Consider the following 18,157-nt stretch of genomic DNA (forward strand, 5'->3'; position numbering starts at 1 on the left):
ATTACTATGAGAAAACCGTTTAAAATTCCTGTTTTTCGTGCCAAAAGACCTGTATATATTTCTTCAGCCATGGGAAACGTATCTGCTTAAAACTCCACGGAACGGTATCAAGCAGTATATCATACGGCCGGTTGTCTACAGTCAGTAACCATCTTTCCTCTTGCTGTTCCAAGCGGCCTGTCCGGATTATGAAACTCTGTAGGAACCCTTTTTGTGAAGTATTGCGCATTTTCGGCCAATTGGCTTTCACGCCAACCATCATGGTTTCGGCTATTTGCTTTTCCCTATCGGTCAACATCAGATTTTCCGGTAATGGAATGTGCATTGGCAAGGAAACCAGTAGACGATTAAATGCCAGTTCCGTTTCCCGATATGCCTTTTCTTCCATATAGATGAGGTATTGCAGCAGGAATACGGCGCGTATTTTCGCTGTTGTATCCTTAAAGTCCCTTTTATCTTCATCCAAATAACCAAGCAGGTTTAACAGTCGGGGTAACCATGGAGTAAAAATACATAGTCCGGCATTACCGATGAAGAGGATATCAGAGAATTCTATCTGTTCATCTGCTGATGAATAGTTTTCTGCGTTTGTGATATTCAACGCCTCTTTTGTTTTTTGTATCATATCTTCTTTTTTAAAGTTCTGTATCATGTTTTCATTTTCCTTTTTTGCTTCTTCCTTTGGGGTAGGAAGCGATTGGATAAACGAACGAACTATTTCTTCCCTGCTGCTGTATACCAATGTTTCCATGTGGTTTACAATAAGACAGGTTGCCAGTGCGATTCGTAGGTCTTCTTCTTTAGCCAGATTGTTTTCCGACAAATAGTCCATGGTCTGGCTCAATAGTTCCGCCTGCGACAGGGATACATTTGCTACCAAATGTATCCACTCCCGAGTGTCTATTTCTTCCAGCCAATATGCCAAAGGCAATATATTCTGTTCCACTGTCTGACGGATATAATCTAACAGTTCTTTCGGTTGGAAACGGATGTATTTGTAAAGCAGTCTTTTCCGGATATTATCCGGCAGGGTGATGTCCGAAAGTCTTTCTACGGGCAGACCAATCTTATTTTTCATGAACAGGTGTGAAAAGAAATAATCTTCCATTTGTTCCGGTGTTTGTTTTCGCCAGTCTGTTTCCCTAATCCATAGAAGCAATGTACCGACCGTATCCGAAACCAATACCCGGTTGGAGGCAAGGCTGGTGAGCCATGTTATCAATCTTTTAAAAGCAATGGAATGTTCAAATCCTTCAACGGCAGGCAGAAACGTAGCCCATTGCTCCAAATTGGTTATATCCGATGCTGTGGCTATCTCTGTTATCGAAGAGATATCGGATTCTTTTTCCAGCCATGCCAGTATGTTTTCAGGTCGCTTGTAAGTGATGGGAACCATATCGGCAACGATCCGGTTTGACAAGTTCTCCCATTCCGTATTCTCCTGATACGTGGAGTTTCCGGTATAAACAAAATGCAGATACGACAGGAGTTTGTGCACTGTTTCCTTCTCCGTCAAAGCTCTTCCGCCACAGGTATCTTCATCTTGCATATAGAGCAACAGAGCTTGTGAAAGAGCCGTAGAAAAAACGACACTGCTTCCGCTCAGGAAAGGAAAGCGGTTTGTTCTGTTTCGCATCCATTCCACCGTCCGTGATAGTACCGACGCTTGACAGAAGTCTGCTCGTGCTACGTTTTGCAGGAGTAGGGTGGCGGGTAAGTCGGATGATAGTAAAAGAACCGCCTTACTTTCCCGGGGTTGCTTACGGAGCAGGCAAATCCACTCCTGTGGTTTCTCCGTAACTATTTTTTGCAACAGGTTTCGTCTGCTATCCGGGGAAACAGCCGTATCCTCCAGCCAGCCGATAAAGCCTTTATCAATATTCCAACGGTTTTCCAACAGTGCTTGGACAATGTTGGAATCGTATTCCGCTTGTCGGGTCCATTTTTCAAAATCAGCTTTGGCAGAACATCCTTTATAAGATAGCCCGGTATTTAGCAGCAGGCTCCATGCAGCTTCAGTATGGTAATATACTACATCGTCGCTATCCGTACCCGATGCAGCCTCTCCGAATATCTGTGCGATAACGGATGAAATGTTTTCGTTGCCAAACAATGCTATGAGTAGGGTATGGAGGTTTCCGGTTGCCGCCCTTTCCTCATCGGTTAGTGACCGGACTGCTTTTGCTAACCATACGAGCAATTGCGTAGTCAGTCCCATTGTCTTGTTTCTCAGACTGGTATAAACAGTCGTTTCGTGAACAGTCAGCCAATAAAGCAGAGGCAACAGTTCGGCCGTTCCCTGGGTCCGGACAGCCATTCGCCTGATGATTTCTTCCAGTACCGGTCCGTTTGTCAGGCGGATGACATTTGCCAACAGATTCCGTTCCTGTAAGGCCAGTATCGCATCCGCATAACTCTCCACATACTGTTCCAGATAAAAGAGAAGCAACCTGCGTTTTACCGGTTCTGCGATGCTATCATCTTCCAATATGGTTTGTAGCTTCTGCATGTAAGTAGCAGATGCAACCGTTTTTCTGTTTTCGGCAAGCTGCTTCAAGTCTTCTTCCGACAGATTCAGTACTGCCAATGCCCTCTCAACGTTATCTTCATCGTCTTTGCCAGTGATTTCACGGTAGACCAGATGCAACAATTGCCGGATACTTTCTGTATTCGATAAGTCCGGATATCCGTTTCCTATCCAGAGTAGTACCGCCTTGCGGACGGCAGAGTTTAGCCGGGATTCGGTCACTCCGCTTAGTCGGCCGGTTTCCAGTGCATGGCTTTGCAGATAATATCTTACCTGTTCCACGATTTCTACAGTGGTGAAAGAGATGGAAAGGAGTAGCCGGTTTATTGTTGCCATACCGGTCATATCCGTTATGGTAGAAACCAATGCATTTTCCTGTGCTGCCTCCGTTCGTAGCCAGTCCATCAGTATTTCCGGCTTTTCTTCTGCCAGCAGAGCAAGCAACATTCGCTTATCCGCATCGCTTCGTTGCGCATCTTTTAGCCAGACCGTCAGGGCAGCGGCATCAACCGGATAGGAGAGTGGTGTCTTTTCGGAAGCCAGAGCATCTTTCCTTTCCCCTGTAACCGGTGACCGCAGTAACGACAATCTGAGGAACATACGATATAACTCCTGATTGAAATAACTGTCATAAACAGGTGAACCATCCGTATGACGCGGCTGGAGACTATAAATAGCATTCAACACCTCTACATAATAAACAGAGCCGAACACCTCAAGCAGAAAACTGGTGGTCAGTTCCGCTTTGGAAAGGTAGAAGGAGTGATTTCGTTTGCGGATGAACGTGAGCAACTTCCGGTGCAGATGGAGGATAAACTCTCCCTTTCCGCCGAAGATGGCAAGCCCGTTGAACGGATAATATCGGATAAGCCACTCGTACAGGTAATGCCAGTATGGGGGCAGATCGACCTCAGCATGCTCTTCTGCTTCAGTTGTCATAATCCTGCGGACAGACACAGAGTCAAGAAGTTCCGCCATTCCGTACAGATCTTCATCACCTGCTGCCTCATGGATAAAGAACACGGGGATATCGGGCTTTACTTCCAAAAGCATTTCTAAAAAACGGCGTTTTTCAAGCTTTCCGAAGATGGGTTCGGACAGCATGGTGGTATAGAGCCTGAGAAGTGTTGTTCTGCCTTCTGTCTGCCATAGCAGGCGGTACAAAATATGTTTCCTGCCCAGACTGAGCTTTACAATCCTACCGGTATATTGTACTGATTGTGCAACTGCCCATCCGATTTCTTCCGCCAGGCTGAAATCCTCGTCCGCCCATTCCGTTTTCGGATAGCCGTGTTCCAGATAAAAGAGTAGGTTTTCCAGCCGGGCTGCCTCCGTCCGTTCCTCCTGATTTCCCGTAGCCGGTAAGCGGAAGGAGGGTAATATTTTCAACAGTTCCTCCCTCAACTTTCGTGGAAACTCCCGGTAGAAGTCTTTCTCCGGGATGCTACCTAAGTCTAAGTCGAGAACTTCTATTTCATATAATACTTTGTCTCTGTCTTGCGAGGTCATACATTCTTCTACCACTTTTTCAATACAGGTATGGCAAAAGCTGTCCCAGTCTGCATACAATTGGTGTGCAAACGGTTCGTCCTGCATGGTGAACTCGAACGATAAATTGTCAATACGTATCATCCAGTAGCTGTTTTTCTTTTGTTTTATTCAATACATCATCCATACTTTCCTGCAATATCTCTACGTCATCCATATAATGTCTTGCCAATGCTTTGCGCCACAGCCGGTAGCTGTCTTCGAATTCCTGCATTAAAGAGCCATCCAGCCAGTAAATAGTACCTTTCAGGTGGGCGGGTAGCAGCGAACGTAGCAATTCCCGGCAAACCTCGCGGAAACGAGGTATATGGAAACGTGCTGTCCACGATGGCAATACAAGCGAAAGGGTGAATGGGCGGGACGTGTCAGAGAGCACCGGCTCGACAATATAGAGTGTTTCGCAATCATGGTTGAGTTCCAACAGATAGCGGTGCAAAACATTAGCAAGCATATTCAGTCTAATCTTGTCATCGGTCCGTCCTAGGTTCATCCAATTGTTTTCCTCCCGGTTGCGGAACACCAACATATATTCATTCTCTGCAGCCTCCACAATCCGGTAGTTGTCTAACAGGATACCTCCACGGAATAAGCTGCTGCTGATAAGATTGTGGTTGAATACAGGCAGTTCTATGCGCAGCTTGTCGTATAGTTTCTTTTTCTCCTTGTCTTCTTCCGGTAGCTTTTCCGGTGTGATGGTTTCCACATAGTTGCTATCCAGCATCCGCTCGTTAATGAGCATCGCAGTCAGGCGGTCGCGGAAACGTTTACCTTTCTCGCCCGTATTCATCAACACGAGATTGTGCCCGGGCAGTACATTGCCCACCGACCGGCTCTCGTTGTAGCTGATGCCGAGTAGTAAGCAGAACCATTTCTTCGCCACGGCAATATTTTCTTTTTCATTCGTGTTTCCGATGTCTCTTGCCACGGCACGGTTCTTTGTCAGGTAAGCCACTTGACGCAGAAATCCTGTGCGGCGCCGGAGGATATCTTCTGTTGTTTCACCATAGCTGTCGAATTCGTTCATCCATACCGGTTGGCTATCCACATTAAAGAGCCGATCGAGAAAATCCAGATAACGGCTTTTCAACGTATAGAGATTTTGCACGGACGGATAATCTATGTCTTCCGTTTTAATGGAGAGCAAGCGTGGCAAGTCCTCTACTTCCTTCAAACCCTGCTGTATAGTCTGGTCGTACAATTGCAGGTAGGCTTTGAAAGAGGTAGAGATTTCCCCGTCAGGAGGGAAGTTATAGCATGGAGGAAAATCATCCACTATGGATGTATGGGTAAATATGTCCCGGTAAGTTTCCTGCGTGTTTTCCCATTCATATTCCTTTAGTTCTGCCTTCTTCGTGCGGAGACGTCCTGAGGTATAATAGAAGGCTTTCAGGCGTTCCATGAATTTTTCCATATCGACCTGCAACAGCGAGCATCCACAACGGATGCGCACCATCAGTTCTTCTTCTTTCCGGGGAATTTTAAGACTAAAACCATTGCTGAAATCTGTCAGCGGTTCGCCCCCTTTCATCAGGTAGCAGGTGCTGAACGAGCTAATACCTTCTACCAGGCAAAGCTCCTTGTATAATTCATATTCGGTATACTGTTGTTTCGGTATAACTACCCGAACAGTATCATCCAGTCCTTCCAGCCATTCTTCGGGCGACATGCCGGAGGCAACCAGTTCATCCGACGTGCTGATACGTACCGCACCGGAGAGATAGTGGAGGATGGTCCAGTAGACTTTTGCCAGCACAAGGGTGACGTCTTCGCCCGGTTTGATTTCAAATTCCGCCTGGAACTCCAGTTCTTCAGGCTGCATGATAACTACCTTATCCAGATACTCGCACAGGTTGCGGCGACTGTTATAGACCGTTGCGATCTGTTTTGCCACGTCCTTATGGTCGTTCTCGAAAGGAGAAAGTACCGCCTTGATCGTGTAGCCGCCAGTCATAGTATCGCACTCCATCCATACGTTTTCCAGTTCGGGAATACGGGAGAAGAATAGCCGTCGATAGTCTTCCGTCGTGATGGGTGCAGTGGTATAGACTTTGCCGGGTGAGAAGAGCCCGAAACGTTCCGATATGAAGGTTTTCCCATCCTCCATCAGATAGTCCATCAGCCCAAAGCCCAACTTGTAGTCCATCTCCGTCAGTGCATAGCATGCGATGTCTGCCAACGTAACGCCGGGGTCGTGGGGATTGAAGTCTGTCCATGCCTTTCCGGAAAGGCGCTGTACTTCTTCAAGCATCTGTTTTTGCAGGTGCGTGTACAGGTTTTCACCCTCCGCCTGTTGCTTGATATAAGGTTCTTTATTGTTTTTTTCCATCTGAATAGCCTTTTATTGCCAAGTTTCAATTAACAATTGAAGCTTATCCTTTGTACATCTCTATAATCCTGCAATGTATTTCGCCGGATGGCAGTTGTTTCTTGCTGCGCATTTGCAGGCAGGGTTTACCTTTTATTTCCAGCCAGCGGAAACGGATACCGCCTCCCCAGCCCCACCAGTGCTTTTGGGGCGATTCTATCCGTTGTTCCATCCGGTTCAGCCAAATGGCAGCGACGCGTGTCAGCCGGCAAAGTCCCGTACCTTGTTCCCGGAAGGAAGCATAGATGTGGTATACACGGCAACCGATACCCTCACGCGACATATCCAGAGGCAGGTCGTGCCACTGTTTGTCGGCGGGAATGTTTAGGTAATCTTCCCCACTGGGAACCGGTTCTTCGCCATTGCTTTTCACTGTCAGGCTGCCGGACAGTATAACCGATTTATCCTGTGATGCGTCAAGCACTGTTTCACCCATTTCGTTTTTTACCAGCAGATGTTTTTCGGATGTGACGGAAAGTGTCCATACAGGCGGCTCGTTTTCCTTCGTATAAAGCCCGATGTCCATACTGTCTGCCAGTGGCGGGTAAAACGCCCATCCGGTAGCGGTTCTTATCACTTGCCCGTCCTCCATGAGGTTCGGCATGGAGTCTATCAATTCGGCAAAGTGTTCTTCAGTGGGTGTTTTGCCTTTTTTGAAGTATTCCTTCAGTGTATTTCTGTCTTTTCGGTTATTCCGGTCCATATGCTATCCTATTATGAAGTTACTCCCGATTTCGGCTTCGTCGATACCGTCGTGGGGAGAAAGAAGTTCGATGTCTATTTTCGGGAGCAGCACGCACCATGGGTGATTGCTTCGAATAATTATGTCCTCCGTTCCTATATTTACATGCGGAAGGCTTTTGCCGTTCACTTCGAGGGTAACCAGTTTCATCAAGTCCTCGTGGTTCACCATCCGGGCATGTAGTTCTTTGTAAGAGAAGTGTTGCCCTGATTCGGGTATTTCCCTCTTCCGGTACCACGGCGCGATATAGTTCTGTGCCAACACCACGAGTTGCCGCAATGCTTTACCTTCATCCTGTACCCGAGGCCACAATATTGCCTTACAAAGGATGTTCACTCTTTCGTATATGGGATTGACTACCCGGAGGCGAACAAATGGTGACGCATATTGCACGATAAACCGCTGTATTTCCGCCAGTTTACATGCCGGAGAGAGGTAATAGCGGCTGTCTTCAGCATGGCTGAACACCACCAGGCAGACCTCAGATACTCCTTTATCTTGTGGAATGGGGATACACTGTGTTTTATCTACTTCGGGGAAGTGTTCCAGTACAAGCTGCTCATAATCCTTCATCGTGATTGCGCGGTGGCGATTGCCGATGCGCGAGCTCTGGTGCACGGCAACGCCTGTTTCCGTTTCTGCAGGTCTGCCTCCGAAGCCGTGCATGGGTTGGATGGCACTTTCAATCCGTTCGTCCGCCTCATTTGTTCCTTCTATTGTCCCGGCAGGCAGTGGAGTACCGTCGCCATTTTGTGCTTCCAGACGGATGCAATTTGTCCGGATACCACGCACGGCAAGGCAGGAAGACACTTCGCCTGATAAAGCGGCACGGAGCCATGTCCTGCCTTGTCTGTCTATGTGGGCTTCACTTATTTTCTGCGGCAGCCTGATTTCCACAAACCCACTTTGCGTTAGTCCCGAGGTTTCTTCGGCAATAACGGATTCGATGGGGATAGGCAGCCAATTGTTTCCGTCCCGGTATTCCCAAGTGATTTTTATGCTTTTGTCCGGTTGCGGGTTATAGAACGGTACGTTTTCTTTCGGCAATACCAGGTCTAAATAGAACCTGATTATTTGTTCTCCCCAGGCACGGACAAAGCTGAAATACAGTAAATGGTCCGTAGGGGCGGTAGGCAGGAACGGCAGTTCCTTTTTTGTTATGGGACAGGTATCTTGTTCCGGCAATGCCGTGATACGGCTCAGGCGGATGGTGGAGCGCTCTATCTCTGTCAGTGTCGTTTCTTCCGAAGCGATGTACGAGAGTTCCGCATCCGCGAGAATGGGTATAGTCGGCTCTACAGGCAGTTCCCGGCAATCCTTTTTTTTGCATAGGCTGTTGTGTATCATTGTTTCGGAGAAAAGCGTGCGATATGCATCTATGCCGAAGCCAATGCCGGGGGCTTGCAGGGTAACACGGAAGAAACCGTCCGTATTCCAGTTTAAGTCGAAAACTATGTTGGCACAGTTTATCGAACGGTTTTCCTCCTTGTCCGGTACGAACAAAGGCTGTTCTCCATTCTCATAGCGCATCCACTGCCGGGCTTCCCGCCATTCGGTGGCGATAGTGAATGAACTGGCATCGATGGTTTTACTGGCATCAGTATAACTTTTATATAGTCGGTTGAACTCAGTTTCCGTTTCGGGCAGTTTCTTCCAGAAACCTTTCAGGCAGACTTTCTGTAAGGGTTTTATTCCCATTTCCTCATTGCCAAAGAAGAACCATGCGCCTTTTTCTGCCTGTATACCGAAGGGAGAGAACGGTTGTGAGGTATCAGCTTCGCCCAATTCGTTGCAGAAGGTGAAGTTGTGAATGCCGTTTACATTTATCTGTATCTTTACCGCATTAAAACGAATGCGGGAAGCCTGGTCGTAAGGGCAGTATGTGTCGTCGGAAAGGATGCGAAGGGCAGGGTATGCAGTTGTCATGCCGTGTATTTCTTCGGCACAGGGTGTTAGGGCTTCGGCTTCTCTGCTTATCGTGAAGTCGAAGCAGAGTTGCCGGTAGCCGGCTGAAGTGTCTATGAGGCAGGTACATGCCTGCTCCGTCCAACCTGTTGCATTGCTCAGTTGCAGGGTAAAACTGTGGGGGGATAGCGTGTCGGCAGACGGTTCATCGGCGGTAATCCGGAAACCAATACGGACTACCCTTTCGCCTTCTCCCAGTACCAGCATGGGCGATTCCACCAACCAACCCAGCGGTAGGGCTTCGCTATGCCTGTCGGCAAACAGTGTTTCTGTTGTCGGTACGTCCCGGAACGGTACAAGCTGTTTACGGATACCGGTAACCTTTCCCTCTTTTCGCACAAGGTATACGGCATTTATTCCATCGCACTGTATCGGGCTGATGTATTCTTTCCGGACGGACCGGTAAATCAATGCTTCGCCTGCGGAATTTTGTCCGGCAGGGAACGGCTCTCCTGCGGGCAAAGTAAAACCGCTTATGCCTTCTGTCGGGGTAATGACGATATAGGCATTATCCTGTACTGCTTTCTGCGGTACAGCGTGCAGGAAGTTACGGCGGTAGAGTTCCGGCAATGTGGCAAGGCGATTATTGAAAGTATTGACAACACCACTGTAATTTTTCAGATGGGCAATCAACAAGGATAAGGCTGGGTCTGTATCTCCGCTTTCCTCTACTTGTTGCAGGTAGCAGTCCATATTTTCCTGTAAGGCAGTCACGGTACGGAGCATCCGGTAGTAAGCGGTCTTGTCCGTCTTTTTATTTTTGTCCTTGTCCGGCGAAGCATTTTCCAGATGGCTTTTCAGTAACCGGGTGACTTTGATGGCAGGACTGTTGTTGTCCTGTGTCTGCCAACAGTTGTTCAGGTAGACATCCAATTGTTTTTTCCAACTCTCGATGTCCCTTTTCAGTTTTTCTGCATAATTGTTCTGTCCTGCCGTCCCTTCTGCGCTGGTAAAAGTATCGCTGTAACCCGATAGCTTTTTTCTGGCGATGTCGGCAAGCACGGTCAGTACGTGGTTTTCCAGCAAAGCATTGAGTGTGCCTTCCCGTCCGTCCTTATCGTGGTAGCAGAAGGCATTACTTGCTTTCATCAATCGATGGAACAGCATATACCAGTCGCTTTCCATGACTGGGAAGTCATCCAACCGGGCATGGTCGGCTTGGTAGTCCGTGCGGAGCGTGCCGCTATGTTTGTTGTTCGTCATCATATAGTTGTTCCTTCATTCAGATAGAACGGATAAACCATGTTGTTGCGGTTGTTGGTACGAATAACGGTGTAAGTAAGCCGTATCAGCAACAAGCCCTCCGCCGCCTGTTCTTCGAACGACACCTCTTCGAGTGTGATACGCGGTTCGAAGAGCGTAACTGCCCGCACGATGTCGTTGCGCATCCTGACGGTGGTTTCTGTGGTTATCGGTTCGAAGACATAGCGGCGCAACGGGCAACCATAGTCGTAGCGGTTCACACGCTCGCCCGGCGAAGTGCTGAACAGTACGCGCAGGCTCTGCTCAATGTCTTGCTCGTAGGTAACCATATCCGCTCCGCTTTCTGTCAGCGTGGGAGGAAAACTCCAGCCTTTGCCCAGAAAGGCGTCGGAGTCCAGAAGGTTTTTCAGGTCGTCCATATTTTGTTGATTTGATTTCCAATTTATCCACCAATTAGTACCGTGGGACATCCGATGACTATCGAGCCACCGTGCGCAGTGCTGTCGCCCATTCGTGCAGCAGGCTTGCCGCCTATCATTACGGTGGACGAACCTTTTATTATCGTATCCGGTGGTCCCACGCAGACGCACATGTCACCCATGACGGCTGCCGGTAATTTCCCTATCAATACGCTTGGCACACCGGAACCCATTACCGGTCCGCCCACATGAGGTATCGGCGAGGGAAACGCCGGGGTCTGCATGGGGCAGGTATGCATATCTGTTAATCTTGCTGCTGGAGGCATATCGTTCTCCTTTCTTTTTTAGTTTATCATTACCAAAGTACCTTTTACGGTGGTCTGCCCACTTGCGGATAGTTCCGCTGTGGCATTGCCTTTCACCGAAGCGCCGACTTTTGCCTGTACTTTCACATTCAATCCTTCTATGCTGACATCTTGCTTGGCAGTTCCATTGAGCTTCATCGTGGCATCCATCGTGATGCTGCCTTTCGCTTTCAGCGTAATATCTTTGGAAGAGGAGAGAGTGATGCCACCACTATCCATTTTAATCTCGTTTTTGTGCTGGTCGGTCAGGCGGATACGCTTTGCATCGTCATCGATTTCCACCGTATTCTTTCCGGGAGTGGAAACCGTTATTATTTTCTTTTCCTCGTCAAATTCTATCCGCATTTTTTCGCGGGTGACGATGGCTTTCGTATTGTTTTTTGCTTCGTACTCGTAAGGAGGCTTGTGCTTTTCGCCGTAGAGTCCTCCGAGTATCACCGGGTGGTCGGGATCCTGGTTCATGAAGCCTATAACCACCTCATCGCCAGGTTCGGGCAGGAAGAAGGAGCCCATGCCTCCGGTCGCATACATCGTGGAGAAGCGTGCCCATAGCAGCTTATTCTTTCCGTCCATCCAAGGTAATTCCACTTGTACACGGTATGCTTTTTCCGGGTCACCGTCCAGTTTCTTCACCACCGCTGCATGAAGTCCCTGCAAGCCGGGCAGGAAACCGGAGGCGGAGGGAGATACAACGTCTGTTTCGTCGGTGATGTTCAGGGGTGATACGCCTGCACCTGCTTCGGTTGTCCATTCGTTGTCCTCGATAGTATGCGTTACAGAACCAATGAACAGGTTCCCGTTGAACCGCTTGCCCAAACCTTTCAGTTCGATGATGCAGCCGGGCTTCACCTTTGCGGAGCCATAGAAACTGCATGAGCCTTGGTAGCGCGCCAGTCCAGCTTTCAGCGCCATGCTATCCGCCCATTGCTTCAACGCCTTTTCGTCCGTCGGAGCATCGGTCTGGAGCAGCAGGTTATTGCCTGTGGCAATGGCTTTCTGCTGGAGGTCGCCTTGCTTGTTGAGCGCGGGTGTGGCGGCAGATATCTTGACAGCCTTTTGCGTTTTGGGGCACCACGACACTGCCTCGTATTGTGTGAACTGGTCGTCGGCAGTCAGTTCGAGGTCGAAGGCGATGATGTCTGTGCCGTAGGTTATTGTCTGCACGGGCGAACCATTTACTTCCGGCTTCTTTACCTTAATTTTGCTACCCTCGGTGAAGACAAACAACCCGCAGGCATCGGCACGCGAGAGAGCGAAATCCCAGTCCGAACAGTAATACTGCATAAGAGTGGGATGCTGGTAATCCGTGCCATCCACATCTACGCTGCCATAAGCGGAGAGCACTTCCTTGATGATGTCGCTGTCCTTTTTCTTTTCGAAGATGCAGTTCTTGCGTCCCTGTGTAGCGGAATAGGCGTGGTCGCGGCACTCTACCATCATGTAGGAACGGAAGTCTTTGCCCGTCATGATGCGCAACCCTGTGATTACACCGTCAAATAGGGTTTCTTCCTTGTCCGTGCCGCCTGCATCCAGACGAATCGTGTTACCCGGCTTGAAGAGGTCGGCATCGCTTTCGTCGAAAGTCTGCTTGTCCATGTTACCGGCATTAAACTTTAATGTCGCCTTACCGATGCGGTTCAGTTCCAGCCTTACCGAAGCGGACGCTAGCGAATAGGTATCTTTCAGTTTGCTTCCGTTGCAATAGACGGAGCAAGACAATACGCGATCTTTGTTTACAGAAGGTGATTCTGCCATATCCTTATTCTTTTTTTAACATTGGCAATAAGATTACCGTACCTGCCGGTATGTTCCTGTAGCCGTTCAAATTATTAAATCTCGCGACTTGCCCCACCAGGAGCGGGTCGCCATAAACTTCGTAGCAAAGGGCAGCCAATGTCTGTCCTTCTTTTAGTGTGACCAGTCGCGACACATCGGGCGAGCGTTTGGAGAAGTGCTTTTTCTCTTCCTGCTGGCTGCAATAGCCCGTCAGCGTCACTTTCAGTTCGGCGCGGAGCGGGATGCCCTCCGGATCGAACAGGGTGTATTCTGTTTCCAGCGTCTTGAGCTGTCCGAAGAAGGTGATGTTGCCGTACTGTACCTTGACGAACGAGGGGCGGTGGCCTTCAGTGTTGTAATCGTACAGCCGTTCTTCAAGTTCGTCTACCGCATCATGCACGGGTTTCTTCTCATCATCGTCTTCCATGGCATTGGTCATGTCGAACAGACAGTCGAAACTGAGGGTTTCGGGCTGGTAGCGCACATAGACGTTTGACCCGTTCAGGCTGCCCAACTGCTTGTCTTCCGCATAGCGGATTCCTTTGGCGAGCTTTACCTTAGCCGGATTAACAGGCAGTTCCAGTGCAGATTTGCATTCGTTGTTGAAATTGCCGTCCGTATAGGCTGTAATGGTCATCTTTCCCATGTAGCTCCTTTTTAATTGTTATGCTTGTTCGTTGTTACCGTCCATTCCTTTTCCGCCGTTGTCCGGCAGGCAGGCCTGTTCTTTCTTCTTCGGATAGCCTGTCCAGTACGTGGTTCTCTATCTTTCGGATGATTTCTTCCGGAAATTCCGCTTCCGTGACGATGCGTTTCTCTACCACGGTACGGATACGCATTTCTTTGATAATGACAGCCATATTATTAAGTTTTAAATTTTTATACGGTCCATGCGGTTACAACTCATGATGACTGATTCTGTAGCCAGTCCGCTTTTTTCCGCATTCAGAGCATCCAGGCTCCATTGTGTGGGATATGCATGCGAACATATCCATCCTGCCAAAGGCTTTCCGTCTTTGCCTAACAACTTTACAATCATGTCGTAAGGAATCATTTTTTTATCCTTGTCCGCCTGTAAGCTTTTGTCAATCCATTGGGTAAACGTATCATTGCTTTCCAGCGGAACCGGGCGTTTGAGTGTTATGTTTCCATATTTAGTTCCACCGGGCATTTTAATCCACATACCTGCATCACTGGGCTTTTCTTCCGTGCTCATCTGCATATTTAGACCCGACACTTCCGTGAATGAGGTCTGGAAGCGGTCAAACTTGCTTTGAAATTCCACCAGAAAGTAGAAATTCACAGGAAGTGCCCAATCTGATGCAGTGTTGTCTGCCATACTACTTGACAGTTACTCCTTCGTGTGCCAGAATCAAAGTTTCTATTGCCGCTGTGTTGCCGTCTGCTTTGAAACCTTCCACTGTGATTTTCTTGGGCCACGCGTTGGTCAGTTCCCAGGTCTTTACAGGCTTGCCAGCTTCGTCCAGTAAGCTGATTGTAACTGTTGCACGCTTGATCGTATTCAGCTTGACAGTGTTAATCCAGTCCCACATTGCCTTGTCGTCTTTGAAGATTCCTTTCTTCAAGGTTACGTCGCTGGTCTTTCTCATTCCCGGCATTTTCTGTTTGGTAAAAATCGGACTGTCGCCTGCACGATATTCTATCATGTCGTATTCTGTTTCAAGACCCGATACTTCGCTACACGAAATATCCCCTACATCGGTAACTGATACCTTGAAGTAAAAACTCGGTAACGGCCATGCTTGTGTACTTGCACTCTGTGCTGCTCCATCTTCTGCCATAATATTCTGATTTTTTGATTGTTAATGGTTTAATTCTTATATAAATCTCAGCTTTTTTGCATCTGTTGTTGGAATGTGATTTCGATGAACTCGGCCGGACGGGATATGGCTACCAGTACCGTGATGCGCAGGATACCTTCCAATATATCTTCTGCCGTCATCGTATCGCCCAGTCCGACGTGTACGCTGTATGCATCTTCGGGTGTGGCGCCAGGCAGTCCGCCGCGTTTCCACACACTACGCAGGAAGTTTTCTATCATGCACTTCATATTAATCCATGTGTTGGCATCGTTCGGTTCGAACACATAGGCGCGGGCGGCGTTTTTCACGGACTGCTCCAGAAAACTCATTGTGCGGCGCACATTGATGTAGCGCCAGTCCTGCGAATTGCCGTTCAATGTGCGGGCACCCCATACCTTGATACCTTCGCCTACAAATGAGCGGATGGCGTTGACGGCTTTGCCGCTCATCGGCATATTCAGTTCTTCTTGTGCCTTGTTGTCGATTATTACCGAAGGTTTGTTTACATAGTTGACTGAAACATTTGCCGGAGCTTTCCATACACCGCGTGTGTTGTCCACCATTGTATAGATACCTGCCATGGCAGCCGAAGGAGGGAGCAGGTTCAGATAGTCTTTCACTTTCTTTGCCAGCAACTTGTATTCCGGCCAGTTCTGTAGTAAGGCGTTATTGAGGTCGTTTTTCATTTGAAACAACTCCTCTCCAGTGTAGGGAACCTCTTCATCTGTAGTAGTATCGTTTTCTATTACCTGTATTATTTTTGTTCCCTTTTTTATCTTCTCCCAGGTTTTATTGATAAAAATATATATATCCGAATTTTCATCAAAAAAAGGTTTCAAATCTAATTGAACCGGTTTTGTATCAAACAACAACATTTCTCCGTTAATATCATTGTCGGATAGTACAGATGTTTCCAGCCAGGGATAGTAAGCCGCCGCATACGAGAGATGGCTACTACCGATAGCCTCGCGAAACGTATCGACAGCCTCGTTACCGGATAATGGGATATCCAATATAGCGAAACGGTTTTGTCCTTCACAATGTGCCAGTATATTCGTGTAAATGTCCATACAATCAGTTGTGTTCACCGCTTCGGGAACTACCAGCATGGTGATGTCCTGCACTTTCTTCAATTCTGGAAGCACACTATTTGCAATCGTGTTTTTGTTCAGTTGGTCACTTGTATAGTCACCCACCGATACGATGTAGCAGGTTCCTCCACCATTGGCAAAGAACATAACCAGATTATAATACAAAGTGCATAATTTACTTTCCAGTTCCGCTTTCAGACAGGCATCTTTTTCTTTATTACAGACCGATAAGTCCTTTTTAGTATCGGTAGCAGGTGGTTTGATAACCGAAAGCTTGAACTTCGGTATCGGCGCGCCGCCGAAAAACTTGTTATATTCCGTCATCGATGAAATCTTTACCGGCTTCATCAGTAACGATTCCGTTCCGTTTTCGGCTTTTTCCGTCAGCCCGATAAATACCGGAATGGCGGTTTCTGCTTCTACCACGGAATTTGGAAAAGCGTTCTTCTCTTTGATGTAAACGCCCGGGGTTTTGTATTCTCCCATGATTCTTGATATTATTAGTTTAACAATAGATTATCAACTCTTTTGCATCTGTTGCTGGAAGGTAATCTCGATAAATTCCGCCGGATGCGAGACTGCCACCAGTACGGTGATGCGCATGATACCATCCAGTATGTCATCGCCAGTCATCGTATCACCCAGTCCTACATGTACCTCATAGGCATCTTCAGGCGTAGCACCAACCAGTCCGCCGCGTTTCCACACGCTTTTCAGGAAGTTCTCTATCATACACTTCATATTCATCCATGTACCTGCATCGTTTGGTTCGAATACGTAAGCACGGGAGGCATTCTTCACGGACTCTTCGAGGAAGAGCAGCGTGCGGCGTACGTTGATGTAGCGCCAGTCCAGCGAATTTCCATCCAGTGTGCGTGCTCCCCATACTTTGATTCCTTCGCCCCGGAAAGGACGTATCACGTTGATGGCTTTGCCGTTCATCGGGGCATTTAAGTCTGCCTGTTGTTCATCGTCGATATCTTCTGTCGGGCTATCCACATAGTTCAGTGTCACGTTTGCCGGAGCTTTCCATACGCCCCGGCAGTTGTCCACCATGGTGTAGATGCCTGCCATAGCTGCGGATGGAGGAAGTCGGTTGATATATTTTTTCACAGCCTTCATGGCTTGTTGGTAAAGGATGGAACTATTGGTCAATACCTGGTGGAAATCATCCTTATCGGCTATATCTGTGGATATAAGAGTGATGGTTTTCTTGTTGGACGTTTCCGTTGTGTTTTCTTTTACTTTTACAGTGATTTTTTCACCCAGGTCCTTTTCTAAAGCATCTACTGTCACCTCTGTATATGTATAGTCCTTTTCTCCGATTTTTACCTTTTTATCCTGTTGGGCTTTATCCTGTTCGAACAGGATGGTCGTTTCCCTAAAATGCTTCACTATTTTCTGCAACTGGCTATCGACCCGCGAGAATTTCGCTATATGGTCGTATGCATCCGTCGTCCATTCAAACATTTTGCCATTCAGATCCCTGTCGCTCAAAACTGAGGTGTTCAACCACGGAAAGTAAGCCGCTCCGTAGGACAGGTACTTGCTACCGATATTCCCCTGGAACGTTTCTGCCCGGGTACCCAGCGGACTATTGTCGGGATATTTAGGCGGCATATCCAAAATAGTAAAGCGGTTGGCCATTTCTCCGCAATGTATCAGCATTAATTGTTGGATATTGGTGCAAGTCTCATTTTCTACTGCTTCCGGCACTATAATCATGGTGACTTCCTGTATTTTCTCCAAAGCGTTTAAAGCAGTTTCCACTTTTGTCTTATCCAGAGAGCCCTTGCCCTTGTCGTTATCCGGAGTGTTTTTGCCCTTGTAGATATAGTTTCCTGCCGATACCACATAGCAGTTTCCGCCGCCATTAGCGAAGAACAGCATCATGTTGTAGTATAAGGTATATTTGTTTTCTCCGTTTATGCAAAAAGCATATCCGTTGGTTTCCTCAACTTCGGTATCATTTTCCTTTTCCTTCAATTCCACCGTGTACTGGAAAATTTCTACCTCCGGTTTCACAACAGCACCATTGGGGTCAATCGTGCCATCTTCCTTTTTCTTTGCTTTCGGATTATACTTCTTGATATCCACTGAAAAGTTCAATTCCGGTGCTCCGCCGAAATACTGTATAAACTCCGTCATCGACGAGATTTTCCATGGCATACCTGTCAGGTCATCATTTCCGTTCAGGGCTTTTTCGGTTATACCGATAAAAGCCGGAATAGCGGTCGGTGCTTCTACCACCGAGTTTGGGAAGGCGTTCTTCTCTACGATATAAACGCCGGGTGTTTTCATGTTTCCCATACGATTTTATTTTTTAAGATTAA

At 47.8% G+C, this 18,157-nt stretch carries 13 protein-coding genes; all 13 read right to left on the bottom strand.

Features of this window, described 5'->3' with window-relative positions:
- Nucleotides 1–19 precede the first annotated feature (19 nt).
- Genes ACGE0T_RS06995 through ACGE0T_RS07055 form a run of 13 tightly spaced genes read right to left on the bottom strand, consistent with a single transcriptional unit; the run spans nucleotide 20 to nucleotide 18,134 of the window.
- Nucleotides 20–4,159, bottom strand: a complete 4,140-nt coding sequence (locus ACGE0T_RS06995) for a contractile injection system tape measure protein (protein WP_459189813.1) — start codon at nucleotides 4,157–4,159, stop codon at nucleotides 20–22.
- Entirely contained in the window at nucleotides 4,146–6,401 is a 2,256-nt protein-coding gene (locus ACGE0T_RS07000; protein WP_459189814.1) for a hypothetical protein, read from the bottom strand. Before ACGE0T_RS07000 ends, ACGE0T_RS06995 begins: the two co-directional genes overlap by 14 nt.
- Before the next feature lie 43 nt (nucleotides 6,402–6,444).
- The gene (locus ACGE0T_RS07005; RefSeq protein WP_459189815.1) at nucleotides 6,445–7,143 is read right to left on the bottom strand and encodes a hypothetical protein; all 699 of its coding nucleotides are present in this window, start codon (nucleotides 7,141–7,143) and stop codon (nucleotides 6,445–6,447) included.
- Between the two features lie 3 nt (nucleotides 7,144–7,146).
- On the bottom strand, nucleotides 7,147–10,353 hold the full coding sequence (locus tag ACGE0T_RS07010; protein ID WP_459189816.1) for a hypothetical protein: 3,207 nt from the start codon (nucleotides 10,351–10,353) through the stop codon (nucleotides 7,147–7,149).
- Nucleotides 10,350–10,769, bottom strand: a complete 420-nt coding sequence (locus tag ACGE0T_RS07015; protein WP_459189817.1) for a GPW/gp25 family protein — start codon at nucleotides 10,767–10,769, stop codon at nucleotides 10,350–10,352. The genes ACGE0T_RS07010 and ACGE0T_RS07015 overlap by 4 nt, the downstream gene beginning before the upstream one ends.
- A gap of 23 nt (nucleotides 10,770–10,792) precedes the next feature.
- Entirely contained in the window at nucleotides 10,793–11,095 is a 303-nt protein-coding gene (locus ACGE0T_RS07020) for a PAAR domain-containing protein (protein WP_459189818.1), read from the bottom strand.
- A gap of 18 nt (nucleotides 11,096–11,113) precedes the next feature.
- A complete protein-coding gene (gene vgrG, locus ACGE0T_RS07025) occupies nucleotides 11,114–12,889 on the bottom strand; it encodes a type VI secretion system tip protein VgrG (RefSeq protein ID WP_459189819.1) in 1,776 nt (591 codons plus the stop codon).
- Nucleotides 12,890–12,893: 4 nt separating this feature from the next.
- Entirely contained in the window at nucleotides 12,894–13,556 is a 663-nt protein-coding gene (locus ACGE0T_RS07030; RefSeq protein ID WP_459189820.1) for a LysM peptidoglycan-binding domain-containing protein, read from the bottom strand.
- A 34-nt stretch (nucleotides 13,557–13,590) separates the two neighbouring features.
- Complete coding sequence (locus ACGE0T_RS07035) at nucleotides 13,591–13,770, bottom strand: hypothetical protein (protein ID WP_459189821.1); 180 nt, start codon at nucleotides 13,768–13,770, stop codon at nucleotides 13,591–13,593.
- A gap of 11 nt (nucleotides 13,771–13,781) precedes the next feature.
- Entirely contained in the window at nucleotides 13,782–14,249 is a 468-nt protein-coding gene (locus ACGE0T_RS07040) for a phage tail protein (protein ID WP_459189822.1), read from the bottom strand.
- A 1-nt stretch (nucleotide 14,250) separates the two neighbouring features.
- Complete coding sequence (locus tag ACGE0T_RS07045; RefSeq protein ID WP_459189823.1) at nucleotides 14,251–14,712, bottom strand: phage tail protein; 462 nt, start codon at nucleotides 14,710–14,712, stop codon at nucleotides 14,251–14,253.
- Between the two features lie 47 nt (nucleotides 14,713–14,759).
- Entirely contained in the window at nucleotides 14,760–16,310 is a 1,551-nt protein-coding gene (locus ACGE0T_RS07050; protein ID WP_459189824.1) for a phage tail sheath family protein, read from the bottom strand.
- 33 nt (nucleotides 16,311–16,343) lie between these two features.
- Nucleotides 16,344–18,134, bottom strand: a complete 1,791-nt coding sequence (locus ACGE0T_RS07055; protein ID WP_459189825.1) for a phage tail sheath family protein — start codon at nucleotides 18,132–18,134, stop codon at nucleotides 16,344–16,346.
- Between the last annotated feature and the right edge of the window lie 23 nt (nucleotides 18,135–18,157).

It is taken from the genome of Parabacteroides sp. APC149_11_2_Y6 (assembly GCF_054506995.1).

Coding starts and splice junctions, on each gene's coding strand:
- ACGE0T_RS06995 (WP_459189813.1), bottom strand. CDS start 4,159: ATGATACGTATTGACAATTTATCGTTCGAGTTCACCATGCAGGACGAA.
- ACGE0T_RS07000 (WP_459189814.1), bottom strand. CDS start 6,401: ATGGAAAAAAACAATAAAGAACCTTATATCAAGCAACAGGCGGAGGGT.
- ACGE0T_RS07005 (WP_459189815.1), bottom strand. CDS start 7,143: ATGGACCGGAATAACCGAAAAGACAGAAATACACTGAAGGAATACTTC.
- ACGE0T_RS07010 (WP_459189816.1), bottom strand. CDS start 10,353: ATGATGACGAACAACAAACATAGCGGCACGCTCCGCACGGACTACCAA.
- ACGE0T_RS07015 (WP_459189817.1), bottom strand. CDS start 10,769: ATGGACGACCTGAAAAACCTTCTGGACTCCGACGCCTTTCTGGGCAAA.
- ACGE0T_RS07020 (WP_459189818.1), bottom strand. CDS start 11,095: ATGCCTCCAGCAGCAAGATTAACAGATATGCATACCTGCCCCATGCAG.
- vgrG (WP_459189819.1), bottom strand. CDS start 12,889: ATGGCAGAATCACCTTCTGTAAACAAAGATCGCGTATTGTCTTGCTCC.
- ACGE0T_RS07030 (WP_459189820.1), bottom strand. CDS start 13,556: ATGGGAAAGATGACCATTACAGCCTATACGGACGGCAATTTCAACAAC.
- ACGE0T_RS07035 (WP_459189821.1), bottom strand. CDS start 13,770: ATGGCTGTCATTATCAAAGAAATGCGTATCCGTACCGTGGTAGAGAAA.
- ACGE0T_RS07040 (WP_459189822.1), bottom strand. CDS start 14,249: ATGGCAGACAACACTGCATCAGATTGGGCACTTCCTGTGAATTTCTAC.
- ACGE0T_RS07045 (WP_459189823.1), bottom strand. CDS start 14,712: ATGGCAGAAGATGGAGCAGCACAGAGTGCAAGTACACAAGCATGGCCG.
- ACGE0T_RS07050 (WP_459189824.1), bottom strand. CDS start 16,310: ATGGGAGAATACAAAACCCCGGGCGTTTACATCAAAGAGAAGAACGCT.
- ACGE0T_RS07055 (WP_459189825.1), bottom strand. CDS start 18,134: ATGGGAAACATGAAAACACCCGGCGTTTATATCGTAGAGAAGAACGCC.